At 65.2% G+C, this 24,757-nt stretch carries 24 protein-coding genes; 17 read left to right on the forward strand and 7 right to left on the reverse strand.

The annotated features are described in order from the left end of the window. Positions 1-7: 7 nt before the first annotated feature. Complete coding sequence (gene biuH, locus J6525_RS08125) at positions 8-691, forward strand: biuret amidohydrolase (protein WP_225643493.1); 684 nt, start codon at positions 8-10, stop codon at positions 689-691. Further along, positions 688-2,220, forward strand: a complete 1,533-nt coding sequence (locus tag J6525_RS08130) for an ABC transporter ATP-binding protein (protein ID WP_225643495.1) — start codon at positions 688-690, stop codon at positions 2,218-2,220. Before biuH ends, J6525_RS08130 begins: the two co-directional genes overlap by 4 nt. A 13-nt stretch (positions 2,221-2,233) precedes the next feature. Here J6525_RS08130 and J6525_RS08135 read toward each other — a convergent pair whose 3' ends face one another. From J6525_RS08135 to J6525_RS08145, 3 genes are all read right to left on the reverse strand, one after another. Further along, on the reverse strand, positions 2,234-3,385 hold the full coding sequence (locus J6525_RS08135) for a mechanosensitive ion channel family protein (RefSeq protein ID WP_225643497.1): 1,152 nt from the start codon (positions 3,383-3,385) through the stop codon (positions 2,234-2,236). A 139-nt stretch (positions 3,386-3,524) separates the two neighbouring features. Beyond that, entirely contained in the window at positions 3,525-4,463 is a 939-nt protein-coding gene (gene puuE, locus J6525_RS08140) for an allantoinase PuuE (protein WP_225643499.1), read from the reverse strand. Between the two features lies 1 nt (position 4,464). Further along, complete coding sequence (locus J6525_RS08145) at positions 4,465-4,878, reverse strand: DUF3830 family protein (RefSeq protein ID WP_016843084.1); 414 nt, start codon at positions 4,876-4,878, stop codon at positions 4,465-4,467. Positions 4,879-5,074: 196 nt separating this feature from the next. Between J6525_RS08145 and J6525_RS08150 the strand changes: the two genes are divergently transcribed. The 4 genes from J6525_RS08150 to J6525_RS08165 all read left to right on the forward strand — a co-directional run bounded on the left by J6525_RS08150 (position 5,075) and on the right by J6525_RS08165 (position 9,298). Continuing rightward, positions 5,075-5,809, forward strand: a complete 735-nt coding sequence (locus tag J6525_RS08150) for an SDR family NAD(P)-dependent oxidoreductase (protein ID WP_225643501.1) — start codon at positions 5,075-5,077, stop codon at positions 5,807-5,809. Positions 5,810-6,936: 1,127 nt separating this feature from the next. After that, positions 6,937-7,785 (forward strand): Npun_R2479 family HD domain-containing metalloprotein, encoded by an 849-nt coding sequence (locus J6525_RS08155; RefSeq protein ID WP_057015250.1) that lies wholly within the window; start codon positions 6,937-6,939, stop codon positions 7,783-7,785. Between the two features lie 227 nt (positions 7,786-8,012). Continuing rightward, a complete protein-coding gene (gene trpS, locus J6525_RS08160) occupies positions 8,013-9,014 on the forward strand; it encodes a tryptophan--tRNA ligase (RefSeq protein ID WP_225643503.1) in 1,002 nt (333 codons plus the stop codon). 83 nt (positions 9,015-9,097) lie between these two features. Continuing rightward, positions 9,098-9,298, forward strand: coding sequence for a hypothetical protein (locus J6525_RS08165; protein ID WP_168857972.1), 201 nt, complete (start codon positions 9,098-9,100; stop codon positions 9,296-9,298). An 11-nt stretch (positions 9,299-9,309) separates the two neighbouring features. Here J6525_RS08165 and J6525_RS08170 read toward each other — a convergent pair whose 3' ends face one another. The 3 genes from J6525_RS08170 to J6525_RS08180 form a co-directional block, all read right to left on the reverse strand. After that, the gene (locus J6525_RS08170; protein ID WP_225643505.1) at positions 9,310-10,179 is read right to left on the reverse strand and encodes an aldose 1-epimerase family protein; all 870 of its coding nucleotides are present in this window, start codon (positions 10,177-10,179) and stop codon (positions 9,310-9,312) included. Positions 10,180-10,290: 111 nt separating this feature from the next. Beyond that, positions 10,291-11,058 carry an enoyl-CoA hydratase-related protein gene (locus J6525_RS08175; RefSeq protein ID WP_028334453.1) on the reverse strand — a complete coding sequence of 256 codons (768 nt, stop codon included), beginning with the start codon at positions 11,056-11,058 and terminating at the stop codon, positions 10,291-10,293. A gap of 87 nt (positions 11,059-11,145) precedes the next feature. Continuing rightward, complete coding sequence (locus tag J6525_RS08180) at positions 11,146-11,571, reverse strand: MarR family winged helix-turn-helix transcriptional regulator (RefSeq protein ID WP_225643507.1); 426 nt, start codon at positions 11,569-11,571, stop codon at positions 11,146-11,148. Between the two features lie 295 nt (positions 11,572-11,866). On the opposite strand from J6525_RS08180, the gene J6525_RS08185 reads away from it, so the two are divergent. The 8 genes from J6525_RS08185 to J6525_RS08220 all read left to right on the forward strand — a co-directional run bounded on the left by J6525_RS08185 (position 11,867) and on the right by J6525_RS08220 (position 20,346). Beyond that, on the forward strand, positions 11,867-12,766 hold the full coding sequence (locus J6525_RS08185; protein WP_225643509.1) for a CHAD domain-containing protein: 900 nt from the start codon (positions 11,867-11,869) through the stop codon (positions 12,764-12,766). A gap of 165 nt (positions 12,767-12,931) precedes the next feature. Next, positions 12,932-13,204: a helix-turn-helix domain-containing protein gene (locus tag J6525_RS08190; protein ID WP_028339461.1), complete on the forward strand. Its 273-nt coding sequence runs from the start codon at positions 12,932-12,934 to the stop codon at positions 13,202-13,204. Beyond that, complete coding sequence (gene hyfB / locus J6525_RS08195) at positions 13,201-15,216, forward strand: hydrogenase 4 subunit B (protein ID WP_225643511.1); 2,016 nt, start codon at positions 13,201-13,203, stop codon at positions 15,214-15,216. Before J6525_RS08190 ends, hyfB begins: the two co-directional genes overlap by 4 nt. Then, positions 15,207-16,163: a respiratory chain complex I subunit 1 family protein gene (locus tag J6525_RS08200; RefSeq protein ID WP_225643514.1), complete on the forward strand. Its 957-nt coding sequence runs from the start codon at positions 15,207-15,209 to the stop codon at positions 16,161-16,163. The genes hyfB and J6525_RS08200 overlap by 10 nt, the downstream gene beginning before the upstream one ends. Next, positions 16,163-16,825 (forward strand): hydrogenase-4 component E, encoded by a 663-nt coding sequence (locus tag J6525_RS08205; RefSeq protein WP_225643516.1) that lies wholly within the window; start codon positions 16,163-16,165, stop codon positions 16,823-16,825. The genes J6525_RS08200 and J6525_RS08205 overlap by 1 nt, the downstream gene beginning before the upstream one ends. Beyond that, positions 16,822-18,270, forward strand: a complete 1,449-nt coding sequence (locus J6525_RS08210) for a hydrogenase 4 subunit F (RefSeq protein WP_225643517.1) — start codon at positions 16,822-16,824, stop codon at positions 18,268-18,270. The genes J6525_RS08205 and J6525_RS08210 overlap by 4 nt, the downstream gene beginning before the upstream one ends. 18 nt (positions 18,271-18,288) lie before the next feature. Beyond that, positions 18,289-19,800 carry a hydrogenase large subunit gene (locus J6525_RS08215; RefSeq protein WP_225643518.1) on the forward strand — a complete coding sequence of 504 codons (1,512 nt, stop codon included), beginning with the start codon at positions 18,289-18,291 and terminating at the stop codon, positions 19,798-19,800. 12 nt (positions 19,801-19,812) lie between these two features. Beyond that, complete coding sequence (locus J6525_RS08220) at positions 19,813-20,346, forward strand: NADH-quinone oxidoreductase subunit B family protein (protein ID WP_225643519.1); 534 nt, start codon at positions 19,813-19,815, stop codon at positions 20,344-20,346. Between the two features lie 49 nt (positions 20,347-20,395). On the opposite strand, the gene J6525_RS08225 is transcribed toward J6525_RS08220, so the two are convergent. Further along, positions 20,396-21,406, reverse strand: coding sequence for a LacI family DNA-binding transcriptional regulator (locus J6525_RS08225; protein ID WP_225643520.1), 1,011 nt, complete (start codon positions 21,404-21,406; stop codon positions 20,396-20,398). A gap of 98 nt (positions 21,407-21,504) precedes the next feature. Here J6525_RS08225 and J6525_RS08230 point away from each other — a divergent pair, with 98 nt between their 5' ends. From J6525_RS08230 to J6525_RS08240, 3 genes are all read left to right on the forward strand, one after another. Then, on the forward strand, positions 21,505-22,377 hold the full coding sequence (locus tag J6525_RS08230) for a phytanoyl-CoA dioxygenase family protein (RefSeq protein ID WP_225643521.1): 873 nt from the start codon (positions 21,505-21,507) through the stop codon (positions 22,375-22,377). A gap of 126 nt (positions 22,378-22,503) precedes the next feature. Further along, the gene (locus J6525_RS08235) at positions 22,504-23,850 is read left to right on the forward strand and encodes an MFS transporter (RefSeq protein WP_092090387.1); all 1,347 of its coding nucleotides are present in this window, start codon (positions 22,504-22,506) and stop codon (positions 23,848-23,850) included. Positions 23,851-23,853: 3 nt separating this feature from the next. Beyond that, positions 23,854-24,714 carry a sugar phosphate isomerase/epimerase family protein gene (locus tag J6525_RS08240; RefSeq protein WP_225643522.1) on the forward strand — a complete coding sequence of 287 codons (861 nt, stop codon included), beginning with the start codon at positions 23,854-23,856 and terminating at the stop codon, positions 24,712-24,714. Positions 24,715-24,757 lie beyond the last annotated feature (43 nt).

Here is a 24,757-nt window from a genome sequence, read left to right on the forward strand (position 1 = left end):
TCATTTCATGCCCGAGCGCTTCATCAAGTCCGAGCCCTACGCCTGGCCCTACAATGGCGATCTGCGGCCAGAGAATACCGCACTCATCATCATCGACATGCAGACCGATTTCTGCGGCGTCGGCGGCTATGTCGACAAGATGGGCTACGACCTCTCGCTGACCCGGGCGCCGATCGAGCCGATCAGGAAGCTGCTCGCGGTAATGCGCGCGCAGGGCTTTCACATCATCCACACCCGCGAGGGGCACCGGCCTGATCTGGCCGACCTGCCAGCCAACAAGCGCTGGCGCTCGCGCCAGATCGGCGCCGGCATCGGCGACCCCGGCCCCTGCGGCCGCATCCTGGTGCGCGGCGAACCCGGCTGGGAAATCATTCCGGACCTCGCGCCGCTGCCGGGCGAGCCAATCATCGACAAGCCCGGAAAAGGCTCGTTCTGCGCCACCGACCTCGAGCTGATGCTGCGGCTGCGTGGCATCGAGAACATCGTGCTGACCGGCATCACCACCGATGTCTGCGTCCACACCACGATGCGCGAGGCCAACGACCGCGGCTTCGAATGCGTGCTGGTCGAGGACTGTTGCGGCGCGACCGACAAGGGCAATCACGATCACGCGCTGAAGATGATCAAGATGCAGGGCGGCGTGTTCGGCGCGGTGACCAGATCCGCCGACCTGATCGGGGCGCTGTCGTGATCATCGGCGAGCCGCCCGCACCATCAGGCGCGTTCGGCGTCGACGCCATCGCCATGACGATGCGGTTCGGCGACTTCACAGCGCTCGACAATGTCGAGCTCAAGGTGCGTCCCGGCTCGTTCCACGCCTTGCTCGGCGAGAACGGCGCGGGCAAGAGCACGCTCGTCAAATGCATTATGGGCTACTACCACGCGACCGAAGGCGACATCATTGTCGGCGGCCGCCAGCAGGCGATCGCCAATCCGAAGGACGCGCATGCGCTCGGGCTCGGCATGGTCTACCAGCATTTCACTTTGGTGCCGGCGATGACGGTTGCCGAGAATTTGGTGCTGGCGCGCGACGACGTGCCTGCCGTGGTCGACTGGCGCAAGGAGAAGAAGGAGCTGGAGGCCTTCCTGGCGCGGATGCCGTTCAAGGTGCCGCTCGACGCAAAGGTCTCGGATATCTCCGCCGGCGAACGGCAGAAATGCGAGATCCTCAAGCAGCTCTATCTGAAGCGGCGCTTCCTGATCCTGGACGAGCCGACCTCGGTGCTGACGCCGGGCGAAGCCGACGAGGTGCTCGGCATGCTGCGCGCGATGGTGGTCGCGGGCGAGCTCACCATCCTGATGATCACGCACAAGTTCCGCGAGGTGATGGCCTTTGCCGACGAGGTGACCATCCTGCGCCGCGGCAAGCTCGCCGGCAGCGGCCGGGTCGCCGAGCTGACGCCGGACGAGATGGCCCGCACCATGATCGGCGCCGAGCAGCTGACGGTGCAGCCGCCGCGCACCGGCGAGACCGGAGTGGCCCGGCTCGAGCTCGACAGGCTCACCGCGCTTGACGATGCCGGCGCGATCGCCGTGCACGGCGTGTCGCTGACCGTGAAGAGTGGCGAGATCGTCGGCATCGCCGGCGTCTCCGGCAACGGCCAGCGCCAGCTCGTGGAGGTCCTGGCCGGCCAGCGCGAGGCCGAGAGCGGCGCCATCCGCGTCCAGGGCGAGACCTATGCGGCGAGCCGCGCGGAGATGCGGCGCCACAGGATGTCGCTGTTGCCGGAAGAGCCGCTGAAGAACGCCTGCGTCGGCGGCATGAGCGTCGCCGACAACATCGCATTCCGCGAGTTCGATCGCGCCCCGTTCGCGCGCGGCGGCTGGTGGCTGAACCGTGCCGCCTTCCGCAACGACGCCGAGCGCAAGATCAACCGCTACAAGATCAAGACCCGCACGCCGGAGACGCCGATCGCGGCGCTGTCGGGCGGCAATGTGCAGCGCGCGGTGCTGGCGCGCGAGCTTTCGGGCGACGTCGAGGTGCTGATCGCCGCCAATCCCTGCTTCGGGCTCGACTTCGCGGCAGTGGCGCAGATCCACGCCGAGATCATGGCCGCCCGCAACCGGGGCGCGGCGGTGCTCTTGGTCAGTGAAGACCTCGACGAGCTGCTGGAGCTGTCGGATCGGCTGGTCGTGATGTTCCACGGCGCCTTCGTGCATGAGGCCCGCGCCAGCGAGGCCGACCTCACCGAGATCGGCCGGCACATGGCAGGGCACTAGAGCGGATCACGGATCAGCTGCGCGCCGGCGCCGCCGCGCGCTGCCGTGCCGGCGCTCCGCGCAGGAACGCCCGGCCGAAATCATCGACAGCGGGCGCCAGGATCGCCCGATCGCGCGGCAGCGTGTCTGGCATCTCGTCACGGATGAACGCCAGCAGCTTCTCGCGGATCTCGCAACGCAGGTCCCAGGATTGCGGTGCATTCCGTGCACTGATCAGCGCGCGCAGCTCGATGGTGCGCGGGTGGGTGTCGATCACCTGCAGATTGACCACCGCGCCGTCCCAGAGCCGCGACTCCTTCGCCGCCTGCTCCAGCCTTTTGCGGATCGCCGGCACGTCGGCGCTATAATCAACATGCAGCGCAATCGCACCGATCAGGGATTGCGCGTCGCGCGTCCAGTTCTGGAACGGGCGCTCGATGAAATAGGACAGCGGTACCACCATGCGCCGCCAGTCCCACAGCCGGATCACGACATAGGTTGAGGCGATATCCTCGACCCAGCCCCATTCGTTTTCGATGATGACCGCGTCCTCGATCCGGATCGGCTGGGTGACGGCGATCTGCACGCCGGCGATCAGATTGCTCAGCAACGGCCTTGCGGCAAGACCGACGATCAGGCCGGCGGCGCCGGCGGAGGCGAACAGGCTGACGCCGTATTGCCTGACCGAGTCGAACGTCATCAGCGCGGTGGAGACCGCGATGATGACGATCAGCGTGTCGGTGACCCGCTTGAAGACGCGCACCTGGGTGACGTGCTTGCGTGCCAGGAAATTCTCGGCAACGTCGAGGCGAAATTTATCGAGATATCTGGCCGACGCCATGTCGACGGCGCGGATCGAGATCCAGCCGATCAGCGCGATGACGGCGACGCCGAAGAAATGGCTGAGTGTCAGCCGCAGCAGATCGTTGAGCGGCGCCAATGGCAACACCAGCGCGAGGGCGGCAAGACACAGCGCCAGCCGTGACGGACCGGCCGTCCGGTCAAGCAGTATCGGCGCGACGGAATTCTTTGGTCCCACCATGCGATGGACGATGCGTTGCGCGATGGAGTGAACGACGAGCGCAACGGCGATCGCAGCCGTGATCAGGACGAGGCCGACCACCCAATCCGGAACCCAGCGAAATGTGTGTTCCAATCCGGTTACGATCTCCTGGACGTCTTGCATGAAACCCGCCTGCTCCCGCATTGCAGGCTGCTAACGCGTGGAATCCGGGATCGCTTCTGACGTCTGTGCAACGCAGCAATTCACCCGATGCAATTCGGATGCGCAGGATGTTGCGTCAATTCGGCTGGTGGCACCGGCGCTAGCCGATCTCAAACGCTTCCGCGGCGAGATGCTTCATATTGGCGTGCCAATGCTCGGCGACCGCAAGCCGGGTCGGCACCCAGACGTGCTCGTGCTTCTGGATGTAGTCGAGAAAGCGCATCAGCGCGGCGGCGCGGCCGGGACGCCCGACGACGCGACAATGCAGACCGATCGACATCATCTTCGGTGAGGTCGCGCCCTCGGCATAGAGCACGTCAAAACTGTCCTTCAGGTAGGTGTAGAACTCCTCGCCGCCGCCAAAGCCCTGCGCGTTGATGAAGCGCATGTCGTTGGCATCGAGCGCATAGGGGATCACGAGATGCGGCTCGGTGCCGGCGGCCTTGATCCAGTACGGCAGATCGTCGGCATAGGAATCGCAGAGATAGCGCAGGCCGCCCGCCTCCATCAAAAGCCGCAGCGTGTTGATCGAGGAGCGGCCGGTGTACCAGCCGAGCGGCCGCGCGCCGGTCGCCTCGGCATGCACGGCAATGGCGCGGGCGATCTCCTCGCGCTCCTCGTCCTCCGACATGTCCTTGTGCTCGACCCAGCGCAGGCTGTGGCTTGCGATGTCCCAGCCCGCCTCCTGCATCGCGGCGACGACATCCGGGTTGCGCTTCAGCGCCATCGCGACGCCGAACACCGTGGTCGGCAGCTTCCGCTCGGTGAATGTCCGCCACAGCCGCCAGAAGCCGGCGCGCGCACCATATTCGAACATCGTCTCGATATTGGCGTGCCGCTGGCCGACCCAGGGCTGCGCGCCGAGCACGTCGGACAGAAACGCTTCCGAGGCGCGATCGCCGTGCAGGATGTTGTTCTCCCCGCCCTCCTCGAAATTGACCACGAATTGCACGGCGATTCGCGCCGCGTCGGGCCATTTCGGATCGGGCGGATTGCGGCCGTAGCCGCGGAGATCGCGCGGATAGCGGGCCTCGGTCACATCAGATTTCCTCGAAGCGGATGTTCTGCGCGCCCTTCCACAACACGGTTTTGCCGAACGCAGTGAGGTTCTCCAGCCCCGAGGTCAGCGTGATGAAGTGATTGCCGGCGAGCTGGCCCATCTTGCTGGCGAAATGCACACCGCCATAGGCGAGCAGGATCTCGGTCTCGCTGATGCCGCCGGGATAGAGGATGATCTGGCCCGGCGCCGGATAGCTGGTGTGGTTCTCGTAGGACACGCCGAAGTCGAGATCGCCGAGCGGCATCCAGACGCCCTCGCCGCTCCAGCGCACGTGGATCGCCTGGCTCTCGAACGGCATCGCCTTGCGGAACGCGGCGACCGTCTTCGGCGCCAGCTGCTCCTCGAAACGGGCGTCAAAGGTGAACTCGCCGGCGCGGACAATCAGTTTGCTCATCGATCTCTCGTGGGTGGGCTAAGAAGTGATGTCCCAACCATTGCCGCCGGCCCGGGCCGGACGCAAGGCCGATTCCGGCCCCGGAAGCCGGTTTTTCGCCGCGCGGCGGCCTCCAACGCAGATTTGAGCAGAGTTGCATTGCGCCGCGCCTTCCCGTTTGCGAGCCTACGAGGGTACGTCGAACAGGTTGACCTTGATGACAACAAGCAGTCTGCACGGACATGTGGCGCTGGTGACCGGCGGATCGCGCGGCATCGGCGCGGCGATCGTCAAGATGCTGGCGGATGCCGGCGCAGCCGTCGCCATCAATTATCGCGAGCGCTCGGCCGAGGCGGAGACGCTGGCGAAGGGCATCATTGCCGCCGGCGGCCGCGCCGTCGCGATCGCCGCCGACGTCTCGGAAGCTGCCGCCGTCGCCGCGCTGGTCGAGCGCGCCAAGTCCGAGCTCGGCCCGGTCGACATCCTCGTCAACAATGCCGGGATCGCGATCGTCAGGGGTGTCGACGACCTCACCGAAGAGGATTTCGACCGCACCATCACGGTCAATCTCAAATCGGCGTTTCTGTGCACGCAGGCGGTGCTGCCGATGATGCGCACCCGCAAATGGGGCCGCATCGTCAACATCTCCTCCGGCGCGGCGCGCGGCGCCGGCTCGATCGGGCCGCACTACAATGCATCCAAGGCGGCGATGGAGGGGATGACCCGCGGCTATGCCGCGCGCCTCGTCAAGGAAGGCATCACGGTCAACGCCGTCGCGCCCTCGCTGATCGAGACCGACATGATGAGGGGACAGAGCGAGCTCGTCAGCCGCATCCCGGTCGGCCGTTTCGGCACCGCCGAGGAGGTCGCGCAGGCCGTGATGCTGCTGGTCAACAATCCCTACATGACCGGACAGACCATCGCGATGAGCGGCGGCATGGCGTTCAACTAGGGCATGTCCCCATAAACCCGGCGGCATCATGCGATGAAGCTTACGTCCGCTTTGTCCTTATAGCGGTCATTTTGTGCAGCATCGGAATATGTCGCGATGGGCCAACTCCGGACTCATGCGCCGCAAGAGTCCCGCAAAATGACGGGCCAGTTCAAATGTCCGCCCGGAGTGGCACCTGCTACTTGCAGCCGCGGCAAATCGTAAGCTTGCCCTTTAGTTTGTCATCGTCCCCGGGATCGACCGATTGCTGCCGGGAGACACGATCTGCTTCTTGATCGAGCTTGGGCTGCTTTGCCCGGTGCGACCTGACGGGTCGCGTCGTCCGGCTTGACGTGTCGTCGTCGATGCCGACGCTAAAACCATCGTAATCGGGGACCGGTCCAGCCGACGGCGGCGACCTGTCGATCACCTGTGCTGGCGAAGCGCTGCCTGACTCTACCGGCGTGTGTTCGACAGTGGCAGATCGTGGGGCAGTGGAGCGTGGCAAAGACTCTTTGGCGGCTCGGGGCAGTACCGAACTCTTAGCGGTCGCCGTCGGCGGCAAGACGCTGTTGGTTTTGGCCGGAGATGCCGATCCCTCATCCGACGGCGGCGGCGCAAGCGAAAGCGGAGGGGAAAGCGAGGTCTGACATCTCGCGCTGTCTTGTGACCAAACTCCCGCCGCCAATAAACCAAGGGCAAACAGTGTTGCGTTCTTCATTACTCGTCCTGCAAATCACTTGGAACGAAAGCATTGATCGCGTGACTCCTATCGCCACGCTTCGACAAGAATTTCCACATCTGACATGGCGATCAAAAATTGACGGAAGTTGGGAGCCATGGGCGGATACATGCGCGCTTCGGTCCACCCTCGTTCTGGCCCCACTGCCCGCTTCGGGTCCAATCGCGACCGCTTGGCCCGGTCTCGGTAAGATCCGGTATGCACCTCACAGCGGACCGTTTGGCGGTCGGGTGCATCGATCGCGATGGGCCATCAGCGGTGGTTCAGCCTTGCCTCATCCCGGGTAGCCCCCAAAACCAGGGCTCGACAGGCCTCCGGGCCACCGGGCTCCGGCCCAATTCGCAGGACCAACAATCCGGTGACGGAATACCCAAACCGGCATAGCATCCGCGCATTGGAGGCGATCATGTTCAACCCAACTCAAATTGTCATCCAAGCGTTTGTCGATCAACTCAAGGGTACATACGGCCAAATCTACGGAATCCTCGAGCCCGCCTATCCGGACATCATCGGTTTCGTTGGGCGCCTCGCGTTGGAGAATATTGCCAATAGCGATGCGGCCTACCACGACATGAACCACACCATCATGGTGACGTTGGTGGGACAGAACATTTTACTCGGGAAGCATACGAGCGAAGGCGGCGTCAGGCCGCGCGACTGGCTCCATTTCATGATTTCGCTCTTATGCCACGACATCGGCTATGTACGCGGTGTATGTCGAGGCGACCGGGACGGACTTTATGTTTGTAACGAAAACGGTGATCGCGTCCGGATATCTGCTGGTGCCACGGACGCGTCCTTGACCCCCTATCATGTGACACGATCCAAGCTCTTCGTCCGCGAGCGTTTCGGCAAGGTGAGCTTGACCTCCATCGACACAAAGGAAATCGAGGCGAACATCGAGCACACGCGCTTTCCGGTACCGGGGGAAGAGGAGCATACCAGTACGGCGGATTATCCCGGCCTGCTTCGTGCCGCGGATTTGATCGGCCAATTGGCCGACATTGACTATTTGCGGAAGACGTCAGCCTTGTTTGCCGAATTTCAGGAGACTGGCGCAAGCGAGAAACTCGGATATCAGACCCCCGATGATTTACGCGCAGCGTATCCTGCTTTCTTCTGGAAGGCCGTCTGCCCCTATATCGGCGACGCACTTCGATATCTGCGGGTCACGCAGGAAGGTAAGCAATGGATCGCCAACCTTTATGCGCACGTGTTCTCGGAGGAGCACAGGGGAGCGATTACTCGAGCATAGCCGAGTGGAAGAATAACTGGCTATGCCGTCTTGACCCGCTCGTTCGATTGCCTTACGCCTCACGCCATGAACCGCTCGATCCTGATCGCCAATCTCTGGTGGCTCGCCGACTGACAGGCGGGCCGAACGCGTTCATGCATTTCGGGGCCGCCGCATTGGGCGGCCTTTTTCTTTCACCTCATCCAGCCCGCATGCGGTGTCCCCATTCAACCGAATGGAGATAAGCCGTGACCAAACCGATCATCCTCACCGGCGACCGCACCACCGGGCCGCTGCATCTCGGCCACTACGTCGGCTCGCTCAGAAGCCGCCTCGCGTTTCAGGACAGCCATGAGCAATACCTGCTGCTCGCCGACATGCAGGCGCTGACCGACAACGCGCACGACATCGGCAAGATCCGCGGCAACGTCATCGAGGTCGCGCTGGATTATCTCGCCGTTGGCATCGATCCCGAACGGACCTCGATCTGCCTGCAGTCACAGCTTCCGGCGCTTGCGGAATTGTCGATGCTCTATCTCAACCTCGTCACCGTCGCGCGGCTGGAGCGCAATCCCACCATCAAGGACGAGATCCGCGCCCGCGGATTTGGACGCCACATCCCTGCGGGCTTCCTGTGCTACCCGGTGGCGCAGGCCGCCGACATCACCGCGTTTCGGGCGACCGTCGTGCCGGTCGGCGAGGACCAGGCTCCCCTGATTGAGCAGACCAACGAGATCATCAGGCGCGTCAACGCGCTCGCCGGCCGTGCGCTCCTGCAGGAGGCGGTGGCCGTCATACCACGCGCGGGACGGCTGCCGGGCGTCGACGGACGCGCGAAGATGAGCAAATCCGCTGGCAATGCGATTGCTCTCTCGGCCTCGCCCGGTGACATCACGGCTGCGGTGCGCGCGATGTTCACCGATCCCGATCATCTGCGCGTCGGCGACCCCGGCAAGGTCGAGGGCAATGTCGTCTTCAGCTATCTCGACGCGTTCGATGACGATCACCACGCCGTCGAGGAATTGAAGGCGCGCTATAGGCGTGGCGGTCTCGGCGACGCGGCCGTCAAGCGGCGGCTGGAGGACATCCTGCAAGCCCTGATCGCACCGATCCGGACCCGGCGCGCCGAGCTGGCAGGCGATCGCGACCATGTCGCTGACGTGATCAGGCGCGGAACCCTGAAAGCCCGGGAGATCACCGAGCGCACCAAGCGCGATGTGATGGCGGGACTCGGCTTGTTCCAGCTCTGAATGCGCCGTCATCAAACCATGGCAGGAACTGTGCTTGCCTGTAACAGTTGTCCGCTTGGCGAAAACCGGATTTGGAGCTTGTCGTGATCGATCCGAAAACGCTTCTCGAACGCGCCGCGCAATTGACCGATCAGGCCAAAAGCGAGGAAGAAGCCGGCATCCGCGAGCGGCTGCTGCGCATGGCCGAGCATTACCGCGACCTGGCCGCGCATGAGGCCTGGGCGAACGAGAACCCGCCATCGGTCGGCGCGATCACCAGTGCGCTCAGCCCCCGCGCCCATTGACCTGTTCTTCGTCAGCTCACGCGAATGCGATAGCCCAATGACTGCCGCGCGCTCGGCGCGATGTGCATGAGGCCGGGCTTGCCTGTGAACTCGCCATCGAATTCGACCGGGCTGGCAAAGCCTTGCCACGGCTCGATGCAGAGGAACGCCGCGCCGCCGACCTTCGACCAGATGCCAAGTTCGCGAAAGCCGCGCCACGACACCTCGATCGCAGGCCCCTGCGCAGCAGCAAAGCGAACCGACGCGCTCGCAACCTGATCGAGGATCATGGCGTCGTCGTCGAACAATTGCTCGGACAACGCGAGCACCTTGCCCTTGATCGGACTTGGCTCGGATTGCTGCCGCATCAGTCCCTCCGTCAGCCGCCGGATCGGCGCCGGCTCATCCTTCGCGAAGGTCAACGCGTACGCCTCCTTTGCCAATCCCGGAAGCAGCGGCCAGTTGAAGGCGGGATGACCGCCGAGCGAGGCCGGCAGCGTCTCGGCGCCGGTGTTGACGATGTCGAAGGCGACGTCGAGATCGGCGCCATCAACGGTATAGGTGACCTCGAGCCTGAACGCGAAGGGATAGCGCGCACGCGTCTCCGCATCGTCGGTGAGCGCGAGCTTGCAGGATCGGGCCCCCTGCTCCACCCAGGCAAAGCAGCGGTCGCGCGCGAAGCCGTGCTGCGTCATCGGATAGCTCTTGCCGTTGTGGCGCAGCGTATCGTTCTTCAAGCGGCCGACGATCGGGAACAGGATGGGCGCATGGCGCGGCCATTGCGGGCCGGCCTGCCACAACAGTTCGGTCCCGTCGGCATTTCTGAGCGACGACAATTCGGCGCCCTGCGCCGAAATAGTCGCGGCGATTCCATCGCCGCGCAGCGTGTGACTGTCGCTCATGCCTCGCCTCGCCGGGTTGCGATATGCTCCGACAGGAGATGTTCGAAGCCGGCGAGGCCGTCAACCCCAAAGCAATAGCGCCGCCCACGCGGGGCGGCCCACGCTCCGGGCCTAGCCGGTAATCTTGGAGAAATCGGGCTGGCGGCGCTCGGCAAAGGCGGCAAAGGCCTCGCGTGCTTCCGCACTCATCAGCCGTTCCTGGAAGATCTCGCCCTCGCGCGCCATTTGCGCGCTGATCCTGGCGGGGTCGCGCATCAGCGCCTTGGTGTGCTGGAGCGAGCCGAACGGCCGCTTCGCCAACGCGTCCGCCGCCGCGCGTGCCTTGGCGCGCAGGTCCGCGAGCGGCACGACCGCGTTGGCGAGGCCGATCGAGACCGCCGTCTCCGCCTCGACCGGTTCGCCGAGCGCAAACATCGCGTAGGCCCGCGCATAGCCGATGCGCTGCGGCAGCAGATAGGTCGACGCCGCCTCCGGCACCAGCGCCAGATTGACGAACGGCGTGATCAGCCGCGCAGTCGGCGCGAGGTAGACGAGGTCGCAATGCAGCAGCATGGTGGTGCCGATGCCGACCGCATTGCCCTGCACGGCGGCAACCAGCGGCCGCGTCGCCTTGGCAAGTCCGGCGAGGAAGCGCGTCACGTGGCGCTCGCCCTGCACGCCGCGCGACACCGCCGCGAAATCGGCGAGATCGTTGCCGGCGGTAAAGCTGTCGCCGTCGCCCTGCAACAGCACGGCGCGGATCGCGGAATCGCCCTCCGCGCGCTCGAGCGCATCGGCCATCGCGCCATACATCGCGTTGGTGATCGCGTTCTTCTTGTCCGGGCGCGCCATCGTCACGGTGAGGACACCGCCGTCCAGCACTACGACCACTTCACTCATGCTTCACTCCTGTTGCTCGGTTCTTGCTTGACGCGTCTTCTTCACGCGAACCGGTACCCACTTCGCTTTGAAGACGCTCTAGCTGTCTTAGTCCTTCGGAAACTTGTCTTGCAGGCTGGACAGCCAGCGCGACACCACGTCGATCTCCGCGTCCGAGAACCCGTCCATCAGACGGTTGTTGATCGCCCTGGTCCGCGTCGCGGCGCGTTTGCCGAACTCCTGCCCCGCCGCGGTCAGATGGAGCCGCTGGCTGCGGCCGTCCTCGCCATCGCGCCGGCGCTTCACGAGGCCTGCACGTTCCATCCGGTCGGCGAGCCCGCTCATCGCCGACGGCACGATGTCGAGCGCCTGCGAGACGTCGCCGATCAGCGCGCCGTCATTGCGCCCGAGAAAGAACAGCACGCCGGCCTGGGCCGACGTCAGATCGTGCGTGGCCGTCTCCTGCTCGATGGCGCGTTGCAACCGGCGATAGGCCACGGTCAGAAGAAAGATCAGCCGGTGTTCCGCTTTCATGCCGCCCGTTATATATTTCGCACGCGAAATATCAAGATACTTCGTGCACGAAATATCCGACGCTGCGGCGTTTTGCGGCGTGCTCGAAACCATGGTGTTCCCTCAAAAGCCCGGCCTGCATATCGACTGGAATGAGCTCCCGCCGACGGGTTGATTGCGACATTTTGATCCTGTCGCTGGATCGTCGCACTGCGGCCCAGCAGAAAATCCTTGATCGACATCGATCAAACGGGAAATCTTCCCACCCGGGAGCCGCCCGGTTGCGTTGCGGCACCGGCGGGGTCACGAGAGTGTCATGACGTTAGCGGCAAGTCCGGCCAAGGAGCGTGTTGTCCGCCCAAAGCGGCCGCGCCATCTAAGCGAAGCCATGCGCTGTGAGACCGCGTTTCGCCTGATCCTGTCCGAATGCCTCGAGGAAGTCGCCACCAATCACGAGGCGATGAGTTCCGGCGATTCCGCCGCGCTGCACCAGACCCGTATCGCGCTGACGCGGCTGAAGGCGGCGATCGCCTTCTATGGGCCGATGGCGGCGGACACCGAATGGACGCGACTGAAATCCGAGTTGAAATGGCTGAGCGCCCATCTCGGCGCCACGCGCGACCTCGACGTCGCGATCGAGAACAGCAAGGGCCTGCCTGAAGAAGGCATGCTCCAGACGGCGCGAACCGACGCGTTCGAGGCGCTCAAGGAGGCGTTGCAAAGCGATCGATACTGGCGATGGTTCGACAGCATGTGGGACTGGGTCGGCAGCGGACCCTGGACCACGCGGCAGGACCCCCGCGCCGCGCAACGGCGAGCCGTGCCGGTCGCGGTGTTTCACGCGCGGCGGCTGGCGCGATGGCATGGCAAGCTGTGCCAGAAGAGCCGCGGGCTGCAAGGCATGGGCAAGAACAAGCGCCACCGCGTCCGTCTCGCCAGCAAGCGGCTGCGTTACGCGATCGAGTTCTCGGAGGGCGGTTTGCCCCCCGACGAATACGCGTCATGGCGGATCATCCTGAAGCATCTGCGCAAGGGACAGCAATTGCTCGGCGAATTGAACGATGACGAGGTGCGTCGCGGGCTGCTCGAGAGCGTCGATGCACCCGCGCGACGCGCCCACGAGCGCAAGGCCAAGCACCAGCGCGTGCACGAACGGAAGCGCAAGAGCCGGCTGCTGCGCCACGCCGCGGCGGTCTATCGAAAAATCTCCGACTGAACGCGCATCAGCGCAACTGCGTCGGCGCGCGGATACCGCTCGCGCTGAGGACCGCGCCTAGAAATGATGTATAAAACATCACTTATTGCCCTTGTGCCATCATTACTTGATGTGCATAAATAACATTCAAATAGACGCGACTCTCAGATCGACGGCCATCAATCGATGATCACCGCGGCGCAGCTACGAGCGGCCAGAGCCTTGCTCGGCATCGACCAACGGCAGCTCGCCGAACTGTCCGGACTTTCGGTGCCAACCATCCAGCGGATGGAGGCGAGCGAAGGAACCATTCGCGGCAACGTCGACTCGCTCGTGAAACTGATCGACGCGCTCGGCACAGCCGGCGTCGAGGTCATCAATGAGGGCGCCGTCAGCAGCGGCGGCGGCCGCGGGGTGCGATTGAAGGCCGGATCAGGCTCACCGAAGGTGCAGACATGATCCCGGCGGTCACTCAGCAGATCTGGTGTGTAGCCGCCCTGCTGGGAACGACCGCTCTCGCGATTGCAACCAGCAGATCGCGCCAATCGACAGCCATCGTCTACGGCGCGACGTTCGCGATTTCGTTGATCGCGCTGGCCGGGGCCATGATTTCGCTCATCTCCCGTACCAGCGCGACGGAACTGGCTCTGCCGATCGGGTTGCCCTGGCTGGGATCGCATTTCCGCCTCGATGCGCTCGCCGCATTCTTTCTCGTCGTGGTCAATCTCGGCGGTGCGGCCGCAAGTCTTTATGGCCTCGGCTACGGCAGCCACGAATCCGCGCCACAACGCATCCTTCCCTTTTTCCCGGCGTTCCTGGCCGGCATGAATCTCGTCGTGCTCGCCGACGATGCGTTCACCTACCTCTTGTGCTGGGAATTCATGTCGCTCGCCTCGTGGGTGCTCGTCATGGCGCATCACCGTGACGCGGATAATGCCCGCGCAGGCTACGTCTATCTCGTGATGGCAAGCTTCGGAACGCTGGCTCTGTTGCTTGCCTTCGGCCTGCTGGCGGGAGCCGGCGGCAGCTACAGCTTTGCGGCCATCCGCGCTGCCCAGCACACTCCGTCCGAAGCCGCACTGGTGCTCGCGCTGATGCTGCTCGGCGCCGGGTCGAAAGCCGGCCTGATCCCGTTGCACGTGTGGCTGCCGCTGGCTCATCCGGCCGCGCCGAGCCATGTCTCGGCGCTGATGAGCGGCGTGATGACGAAGGTCGCGATCTACGGATTCATCCGGGTCGTGTTCGATCTGCTCGGGCCGCCAAGCTGGTCGGCGGGTGTCGCGGTTCTCATCCTCGGCGGCGCCACCGCCGTCATGGGGATCCTCTACGCGCTGATGGAGAAGGATCTCAAGCGCCTGCTCGCCTACAGCACGATCGAGAACATCGGCGTCATCTTCGCAGGCCTCGGCCTTGCGCTGGCATTTCAGGCGAACGGCCTCGGCCTCGCGGCGGCCCTCGCCTTCACGGCCGCATTGTTCCACGTGCTGAACCATTCGTTCTTCAAGAGCCTGTTGTTCTTCGGGGCCGGCGCGGTGCTGACGTCGACCGGCGAACGCGACATGGAGAAGCTGGGCGGCCTGATCCACCGCATGCCGCTCACGAGCTTCGTCTTTCTGGTCGGCTGCGTCGCGATCTCCGCGCTGCCGCCGTTCAACGGGTTCGTGTCGGAATGGCTGATGTTTCAGGCCGTCCTGCAGAGCCCCGACCTGCCGCAATGGCTGCTGAAGATCATGGTGCCCGCGGTCGGCGCCTTACTGGCGCTGGCCGCGGCGCTCGCCGCCGCATGCTTCGTCAAGGCCTTCGGCATCACGTTCCTCGGCCGCGCGCGGAGCCCGGCCGCGGAAGCCGCCGGCGAAGTCGATCGCTATTCGCTCGCCGCGATGTTCAGCCTCGCCGCGCTCTGCTTCCTCGCCGGCATTCTGCCCGGCCTGGTGATCGACGCGCTTTCGCCGGTTGCGCAAACCGTGATCGGCCACCGGATGCCGCTTCAGGCGGACGATCCCTGGCTCTCGATCGTTCCGATCGAGGAGAGCCGCAGTTCCTACAACGGATTGCTCGTCTTTGCTTTCATCACCGCCGCGGCGTCGCTCGCGGTGTACTTTATCCATCGCTTTGCGTCGCGCGCGATCCGGCGCGGACCGGCCTGGGGTTGCGGCTTCTCCGACCCGACACCGGCGGCGCAGTATTCCGGCGTGAGCTTTGTGCAGCCGATCCGCCGCGTCTTCGGCACGCTGGTTTTCCAGGCCCGCGAGCATGTCGATATGCCCGCACCAGGCGAACTGCGGCCGGCGCGCCTCAGGGTCGATATGCACGATCTGGTCTGGGAGCGGCTCTACACACCCGTGGCGGAAGCCGTGTGGTTTTTCGCCGATCGGCTGAACCAGCTCCAGTTCCTGACCATCCGCCGCTACCTCAGCCTGGTGTTCGCAACCCTCATCACATTGCTGCTGGCGCTCGCGATATGGTCGTGATCTCGGACATCCTCGTTCAGCTCGGCCAGATGGCGCTTGTGCTGCTGCTCGCGCCGCTGCTGACCGGCGTCGTGCGCAAGATCAAGGCGCGGCTGTTGCGGCGGAAAGGGCCGTCGATCTTCCAGCCCTACCGCGACCTGCTGCGACTGCTGCGCAAGGAGGTCGTGCTCGCCGAAAACGCGTCCTGGCTGTTTCGCGTCACGCCCTATGTGACGTTTGCGGCCATCTGGGTCGCGGCGGCGCTGGTCCCGACATTTGCGACCGGCCTGCAATTCAACTGGAGCGCCGACCTGATCGCGATCGTCGCCCTGCTCGGCAGCGCGCGCTTCTTCCTCGCGCTTGCCGGCATGGACGTCGGCACCAGCTTCGGCGGCATCGGCTCCAGCCGCGAGGTGATGATCGCCGCGCTCGCCGAGCCGGCCATGCTGTTGATGGTGTTCTGCGTCGCGCTGATTGCCGGTTCGACGCAGCTGTCGACGGTCGCGACCTTCATGGCGTCGTCGGAGGTCGGACTGCGCGTCTCGCTCGGCATGGCGATGATCGCCCTCATCATGGTGGCGCTCGCCGAAAACGCGCGCATCCCGGTCGACAACCCGGCGACGCATCTGGAGCTGACCATGGTGCACGAGGCGATGATCCTCGAATATTCCGGGCGTCACCTCGCCATGATCGAGTTCGGCGCCTTCCTCAAACTGCTGCTCTACATCTCCCTGATCATCTGCGTGTTCTTCCCGTGGCAGATCACCACGGAAGGCGCGGGGCCGCTGTCCTATCTGGTGAGCGTTGCCGCCTACATCCTCAAGCTTGCGGTCGCGACCTTCCTGCTTGCCGTGTTCGAAACCGCGACGGCCAAGATGCGGGTGTTCCGCGTCCCCGAATTCCTCGGCGCAGCGCTGATGCTCGGCCTGCTCGGCACGCTGCTTCGGTTCGTGTCACGGGGCTTCTGATGCACAACCTCGCCTTCGACATCGCCCATCTGCTCGCCGGCGGGCTCGTGCTGATCAGCTTCATGATGCTGTATCAGGACCGCCTGTATGCGCTGCTGAACATCTTCGCACTTCATGCCGTGGTGCTCGCAGCTTCCGTCGCCTGGCAGGCCTTCATCCAGAATGCGCCGCATCTCTACGTGACCGCAGCCATCGCACTGGTCTTCAAGGCGATCGTCATCCCGGTGGCGTTGCATCGGATCATCAAGCGCCTCGGCATTCATCGCGATATCGAGACCGCGGTGAGCATCGGTCCGACCATGCTCGCGGGCATGGGGCTCGTCGCCCTGTCCATGGTACTGATGCTGCGCGTCACCGGCGCCGCCGATCCGCTGGCAAGGGAAGACCTCGCCTTCGCGCTGTCGGTGGTGCTGCTGGGATTGCTCGTCATGGTGACGCGGCGCAACGCCGTCAGCCAGGTCGTCGGCTTCATGTCGCTGGAAAACGGCCTGGTGCTGGCCGCGACCGGCGCCAAGGGCATGCCGCTCGTCGTGGAGATCAGCGTCGCCTTCTCGATCCTGATCGCATTCATCGTGATCGGCGTGTTTTTGTTCCGCATTCGCGAGCGGTTCGACACCGTCGACGTCGGTGCGCTCGATGAATTCAGGGGGGAGCGCCGATGACTGCCGCGTCGGATGCCGTCACCTGGGTCCTGTTGATACCGATCACCGCCGCGGCGGTGCTGGCCGCGCTGCGCGGTTACCGGTTGACCGCGGGCCTCAATGTCCTGGCCAGTCTCGGCACCTTGCTGGCCGCGCTTTCGCTGCTCGTGGTCGAGCGCCCGCAACCCGGCCAGTACCTGCTGATCGACGATCTCAACATCGTCTTCATCGTGCTCAACACCTTCGTGGGATTCACCACGAGCGTGTTCAGCGCCAGCTATATCGCCCATGAACTCGAAACCGGACGGCTGACGCCGGGCTATCTGCGATTCTACCATGCCATGTATCAGGTGATGATGTTCGGCATGAACCTCGCATTCGTGTCGAACAATATCGGCCTGATCTGGGTCGCGGTCGAGGTCGCGACGCTCACCACCGTGCTGATGGTCGGCATCTACCGGACCCATGCGGCGCTGGAAGCGGCCTGGAAGTATTTCATCCTCGGCAGCGTCGGCATCGCGCTGGCGCTGTTCGGCACGATCCTGGTGTACATGGCCGCGCTGCCGGTGGTCGGCGAGGGTCAGGACGCCATGGTGTGGACGGTGTTGATCAGCCGTGCGGCGACGTTCGACCCGGCATTGCTCAACGTCGCCTTCATCTTCCTGCTGCTCGGATACGGCACCAAGGTCGGCCTGGCGCCGCTGCACGCCTGGCTTCCGGATGCGCATGCCGAGGGCCCGACCCCGATCTCCGCCGTGCTCTCCGGCCTGCTGCTCAACGTTGCGCTCTACGCGGTGCTCCGCTTCAAGATCCTGCTCGCCGCCAATCCGGATGCGATATCGCCGGGCCCGCTGATGGTGACGATGGGGCTGACCTCGCTGCTGTTCGCGGCCTTCATGCTTTACCGCCGCCGCGACATCAAGCGGCTGTTCGCCTACTCCTCGATCGAGCATATGGGCATCATCGTGTTTGCGTTCGGCATGGGTGGCCCGCTCGCCAACTTTGCCGGCCTGCTGCACATGGTGATGCACAGCCTCACCAAGTCGGGGATCTTCTACGCGGTCGGCCACATTGCACAGGTGAAGGGCACGCAGCGGATCGCCAACATTCGCGGCCTGACCGAGTCGCATCCGGCACTCGGCTGGAGTCTCGTGATCGGCGTGGTCGCGATCGCCGGCCTGCCGCCGCTCGGTATCTTCATGAGCGAATTTCTCATCGTCAGCTCCACCTTCGCGCGCCAGCCGCTGCTCGCCATCCCGCTGGTGTTCGGCCTGCTGCTCGCCTTCGGCGCGTTGATCCTGCGCCTGACCAGCCTTGCGTTCGGCGAGCCGCGCGGCAATGCCGCGCCGGCGGATGCGTCCTATTTGCCGATGTTCGCGCATTTCGCGCTGGTGCTGACTGCGGGCATCTACCTTCCGGGACCGCTGGTCGTCTGGTTCCAGCACGTCGCCAACCTGCTGGGTTAGCGCGAGGGAGAACGGGATATGCCGAGGTTGATCGATCTGATCCGGGCCGGCCACAGGATCGAACGGAATCATCCATGGCCGCGCGCCGTGGTGGACGGCGATACCTGGCGCACCGCCGCTCACGCATTTGCCGATGGCGGCCTGAGCCTGCTCGGGCTGTGGGGCGAACCGTCGCGCGTGCACATGGCCATCCTCGACGACCGCACGTCCGATATCGGCGTGATCAGCCTGGATTGTCCCGATCGCCAATTTCCGTCGGTCGCGGCCCATCATCCGCCGGCGCTTCGATTGGAGCGCACCCTCCACGACCTGTTCGGATTGGAGGCCATGGGCATACCGGATCCCCGCCCCTGGCTCGATCATGGCCGCTGGCAGACGCGCTTCCCGCTGGGCGAACGTCGCGATGCATCGGCGGACGCAGCGCCCTATCAATTCCTCCCGGCCGAGGGGGACAGCCTGCATCAGATCGCGGTCGGTCCGGTGCATGCCGGCATCATCGAGCCCGGGCATTTCCGCTTTACCGCGAGCGGAGAGACAGTGGTCCGCCTCGAGCAGCGGCTCGGCTACACCCACAAGGGCGTCGAGGGGCTGATGGCCGGAAGCACCGTCGAGCAGGCCGCACTTCTGGCCGGCCGGGTCTCCGGCGACAGCACGGTCGCCTATGGGCTGGCATTCGCGCAGGCGGTCGAGGCCGCGCAGCGGATTGCCGTGCCGCCGCGCGCGCTGTTGCTGCGGGCGCTGATGGCCGAGCTCGAGCGACTGGCTAATCATCTCGGCGATATCGGCGCGATCTGCAACGATGCGTCATTTGCGCTGATGCAGGCGCATTGCGCCGTGCTGCGCGAATCCGTGCTGCGCGCCGCCGACGCTGCATTCGGCCACCGCCTGATGCGCGACCTCGTCGTTCCCGGCGGCGTCGCGCGCGATATCGCCGGCGATGGAGCCGACGCAATCCGGGCCGTACTCGACCAGATCCGCCGACATTTCCCTGCGCTGGTCGAGCTCTATGACAACACCGCCTCGTTGCAGGACCGCACCGTCAGCACCGGTATCGTTGCACCAACGCTCGCCCGGCAATTCGCCGCAGGGGGCTATGTCGGGCGCGCGAGCGGCCGCGACCATGACGCCCGACGCAAGCCCGGCTATCTCCCCTATGATGGCCTCCGCTTCGAAGTCCCCGTCCTCAGCGACGGCGACGTCAACGCCCGGGTCTGGATCCGGATCCGCGAGGTTGAGCAGAGTCTCGCGCTGGCGTACCAGATCCTCATTGGCCTCGAGGCCGGCCCGGTGCAAGTGCCGCTGCACAATACGGCGGAGCCTTGCGAGGGCATGGCCCTCGTCGAAGGTTTCCGCGGCGACATCCTGGCCTGGCTGCGCCTGAACGGCGATCGGATCGAGCGATGCCATCTGCGCGATCCGTCGTGGTTTCAGTGGCCGCTGCTCGAGGCGGCCATCGAAGGCAACATCGTGGCGGACTTCCCGCTCTGCAATAAGTCGTTCAACTGTTCCTATTCCGGGCAGGATCTCTGAGGGCTTGAGGCGATGCGCAAACTTCTGTTCCAGAGCCTGTTTCGCCAGCCATTGACGGAGCAAGCGCCGCGCCCGGACGACGCTGCGCTCGCGGAGCTCGCGGCCACGGTCGGCCGCACCGCACGACGACGCCTCGGCCGCAGCCTCTCGATCCGCGAGGTTGATGCAGGCTCCTGCAACGGATGCGAGCTGGAAATACACGCGTTAAGCAATGCGTATTACGACGTCGAACGGTTTGGAATCCGGTTCGTCGCCTCGCCCCGTCACGCCGACGTGCTGCTGGTCACGGGTCCGGTCACCAAGAACATGCGCGAGGCGCTGGAGCGCACCTACCGTGCGACGCCGGATCCCAAATGGGTCGTCGCTGCGGGCGATTGCGCCAGGGATGGCGGATGCTTCGCCGGCAGCTACGCCGTGGTTGGCGGAGTCTCCGCGGTTGTTCCGGTCGATCTCCACATTCCGGGTTGCCCGCCTTCGCCGATCGCCATCCTGCGGGGCCTCGTGTCCTTGCTCGAGGCGGTCGACGCCGGGGTCGCGGCAAGGTGAAGGCACGGAAAGAAACGAGCACCTCCGCCCGCACTGTGGGCTAGGCGCGCTAGCCGCTGTCGCGCAGCACCAGCTCGAAGCCGAGATCGACACGACGCTCGCCGCCGCGCTCCAGCGTCAGCGTCGCCGCGGTGCGGCCGATCGCGTCGCCGTGCACGCTGATCGTGCTCAGGGTCGGCGAGATCAACTGGCCCATTTCGAGATCGCCAAGCCCGATCACGGCGACCGGCTGCGCCGATGCAGGCCCGTCGCGCAGCAGCCCGGCCTTGCGCAGCCCGGACATGAAGCCGATCGCATGCGCATCGTTGGCGGCGAACACCGCGTCGACACCGGGCAGGCGTGCATGCGCCGCCACGCTGCCGGAATCCTTGCGGTCCAGGATCAGCCGCCGCGGCTCGGCAAGGCCGCTGGCCATCGCCTCGTCCCTGAAGCCGAACCAGCGGCGCGTGCCGCGCGGATCGTCGCCGCCGATGAAGGCGAGCTGCTTGCGGCCCTGCGCGACCAGATGCTTCGCGACGGCGACACCGGCCTTGTAATTGTCGAAGCCCGCGACCGCGTCGATCGGGTTTGCCGGCAGATCCCAGGTCTCGACGATCGGGATGCGCGCATTGCGCAGCAGGCGGCTGCCCTCCTCGGTCGCCGGCGAGCCGACCATGATGATCGCCTCGGGCCGCCGCGACAGCAGCGCCGCCAGCATGCGGTCCTCGCGCTCCGCGTCATAGCGCGACTGCGCCAGGATCACGGAGAAGCCGAGCGGCTCGAGCTTGTCGGACAGGCCCTGCACCGTGTCGGCGAAGATCGAGTTGGCGATGGTCGGTACCAGCACGCCGACCGAATTGGTCCGTGCGCTCGCCAGCGCGCCCGCCACCAGGTTCGGGATATAGCCGAGGTCGCGCATCGCCTGCTCGACCCGCGCCCGGGTCTCCGGGGCGACCAGGTCGGGCATCCGCACCACCCGGCTCACCGTGATCGAGGAAACGCCGGCGCGCTTGGCCACCTCTGAAAGGGTGGGCGCGGCACCGGCCGGGCCGGTCCCGGGGGCGGTCAGTTCGGAGCTCATGGGCCGGAGCCTGCACGATTCCGGGTTGCCAAGCCATGATGTTAGCGCTAGCATCACCTAATGTTAGCGCTAACATGAAGCAAAAAGGGAGAAACGGCATGATTTCGGACGAACAGGCCCAAGCTTACAAGCGCGACGGGGTGATCGTGGTCCCCGAGGTGCTCAACCAGGAGACCTTAGGCAAGGTGCGCACGGTACTCGCGGAGCTCGTGGCCGGCGCCGCCAGCGTGAGCGAGCACACCGACGTCTACGATCTCGAGCCTGGGCATACGTCTGACAATCCGCGCGTCCGCCGCATCAAGGCGCCGCACAAGGTACATCCGATCTTCGACGAGATCGTGCGCAGCCCCGCCGTGATCTCGATCCTCACCAAGCTGATCGGCCCCGGCCTTCGCCTGCACGGCTCCAAGCTCAACATGAAGTCGGCGCAATACGGCTCGCCGGTCGAGTGGCATCAGGACTGGGCATTCTATCCGCACACCAATGACGACATCCTCGCGATTGGCGTGCTGCTCGATGATTGCGATATCGAGAACGGTCCGATGCTGGTGACGCCGAGGTCGCACACCGGCGCCACGATGTGGGATCATCACGGCGAGGACGGCCACTTCGCAGGCCTGATCGACCCGGACCAGATTCAGGACGACATCAAGCGCGCGGTGCCCTGCATGGGCAAGGCCGGCAGCATGTCGTTCCATCACGTGCGCGCGCTGCACGGCTCGGCGACCAACACATCGAACCGGCCGCGCAACCTGCTGCTCTATGAAGTGGCCGCCAGCGACGCCTGGCCGCTGATGGGCGTGAAGGATTTCGACGAATTCAACAGCCGCCTGCTGGCGGGCCCGCCGGTGGTCGCGCCGCGGCTCACCGATGTGCCGGTGCGGATGCCGCTGCCGCCGGCCAAGCGACAGGGATCGATCTACGAGACCCAGTCGGCATCGAAGAAATCCTACTTCACGCGCGCCGCTTAAGACCGACCCCAATGCCCGCGGCCAGGCCGCGGGCATTGCTGCTTTCACGAGCACGATCCCCCGCGACAAAAGCGGAGATCGTGCCCGATCAAGACGACCATAAAAACCAAAACAACGGGGAAACGAATGACCGAGATGGCAAGAGATGGCGCTCGCACATCGCGCCTGCGTGTGATCCTGGCCGCAAGCATCGGCTCCGCGCTCGAATGGTACGACTTCTTCCTGTACGGCACCGCCGCCGCGCTGGTGTTCGGCGAATTGTTCTTTCCGAAGAGCGATCCGGTGGTCGGCACGCTGTTGTCGTTCCTGACCTTCGGCGTCGGCTTCGTGGTGCGGCCGTTCGGCGGCCTTTTGTTCGGCATCCTCGGCGATCGCTATGGCCGCAAGCCGGTGCTGGTCTCCACGCTCCTGATGATCGGCATCGGCACCACCGCGATCGGCTTCCTGCCGACTTATGGGCAGATCGGGATCTGGGCGCCGATCCTCCTGGTCGCGATGCGCGTCATCCAGGGCCTTGGCGCCGGCGCCGAATATGGCGGCGCGGTGATCTATCTGGTCGAGAACGCACCGCCGAAGCATCGCGGCTTCTGGGGCGGCTTCGCGCCGCTCGGCGTCTCCGTCGGCAACCTGCTTGCGGCCGGCGCCTTCGCGCTGGTGACCATGCTGCCGCGCGAGGATTTGATGAGCTGGGGCTGGCGCCTGCCCTTCCTGGCGAGCTTCCTCCTGATCGTGGTCGGCATCTTCGTCCGCATGCGCATCACCGAGACGCCGGTCTACACCGAGGCGGTGGTCGCGCGCGGCAAGGTCGAGAGCAATCCGGCGATGGAAGCGTTGCGCCGACACCCGCGCAACTTCTTCGTCGTGCTCGGCGCCCGCATGGCCGAGAACGGGCTCGGCTATTTCTTCCCGGTGTTTGGGCTGAGCTACGTGATCACCACGCTCGGCGTGCCGAAAGCCGAGGCGCTCAGCGCGCTGATGCTGGCATTCACGGTCGAACTGTTTGCGATCCTCGGCTTTGCGGCATTGTCGGACCGGATCGGGCGGCGGCCGGTCTACATGTTCGGCGCGCTGGCCGGCGTGGCGCTCGCCTTCCCGTTCTTCTGGATGGTCGGCACCAAGGAGTGGATCATGATCGCGCTCGCCTTCATCCTGGCGCGCGCCGTGGTAACGGCGGCGATGTTCGGGCCGCAGGCGGCGTATTTCGCCGAGCTGTTCCCGCCGCAACGCCGCTTCGCGGGCTTTGCCTTCGCCCGCGAGCTCGGCTCGCTGCTGTCGGGCGGCCCGGCACCGTTCGTCGCCACCGCACTGGTCGCGGCCTACGGCACCTGGTGGCCGGTCGCCTGCTACGCGATGTTCCTGTCGGCCTGCACCGTCGTTGCGATCTGGATCGGGCCCGAGACCTACCAGGAGAACATCGCCGCCGACGAAGGCGAACATGCCGAGCTGCCCACGGCGATCCCGGCGCGGGCCTGATCGGTGGCGCAGCAACTGCGCGTCCTGCAGTCGCTCTGGGCGATGGAGCGGCGGCTGGCCGATGAGGGCGAATGGCCGCTGCAAACCCAGCTCGCGATGATCCGCGATGCTGGGTTTGACGGCGCCGGCGTGCGCTTCATCGATCCTGTCTTTGCGCGCGAGGTGACGAGCTTCCTTCGCGCGCATGGCATGATCTGGCAGGCGCAATGCTACCTGAAGAGCCTCGACGACCTGAAACCGGTGCTCGAGCTGGTCGCCCGGCTCGGCGCCGATCATGTCAACCTGCAGCCGGACGTTCGGCCGCGCCGGCTCGCGGATTGCATTCCGCTGCTCGAAGGTTGGCGGCGGCTTGCCGCGGAGGCCGGCGTCGCCGTGCATGTCGAGACCCATCGCGACCGCATGACGACCGACCTGTTCTTCATGCTCGACCTGCTCGACTGCTTTCCCGATCTGCGGCTTACCGCCGATCTCTCGCATTATCTGGTCGGCCGCGAATTCGCCTGGCCGGTCGACGACGTCAACCACGCGATGATCCATCGCATCCTCGACAATGCCTGGGGCATCCATGGCCGTATCGCGAGCCGCGAGCAGGTGCAGATCTCGCTCGGCTTTCCGCAACACCAGGGCTGGGTGTCGCTGTTCATGGGCTGGTGGGACTACGGTATCCGCTCGTGGCGGAAACGTGCCGGTCCCGACGCGACCCTGACCTTCCTGTGCGAGCTCGGTCCCCCGCCCTATGCCATCACCGGGCCCGACGGCAGGGAACTGTCCGACCGCTGGCAGGACGCGTTGGTCATGAAGGACATGATCCGCGCGCTGTGGGATCGTATCGCGAACGAGCCGCAAGGCGCGCTCCCGCATTGATTCAAGCAAGCCACGGCGGCATCCTGAACACCCACAATCCGGA

The sequence above is a fragment of the Bradyrhizobium australafricanum genome (assembly GCF_020329495.1).
Lineage (GTDB): Bacteria > Pseudomonadota > Alphaproteobacteria > Rhizobiales > Xanthobacteraceae > Bradyrhizobium > Bradyrhizobium australafricanum.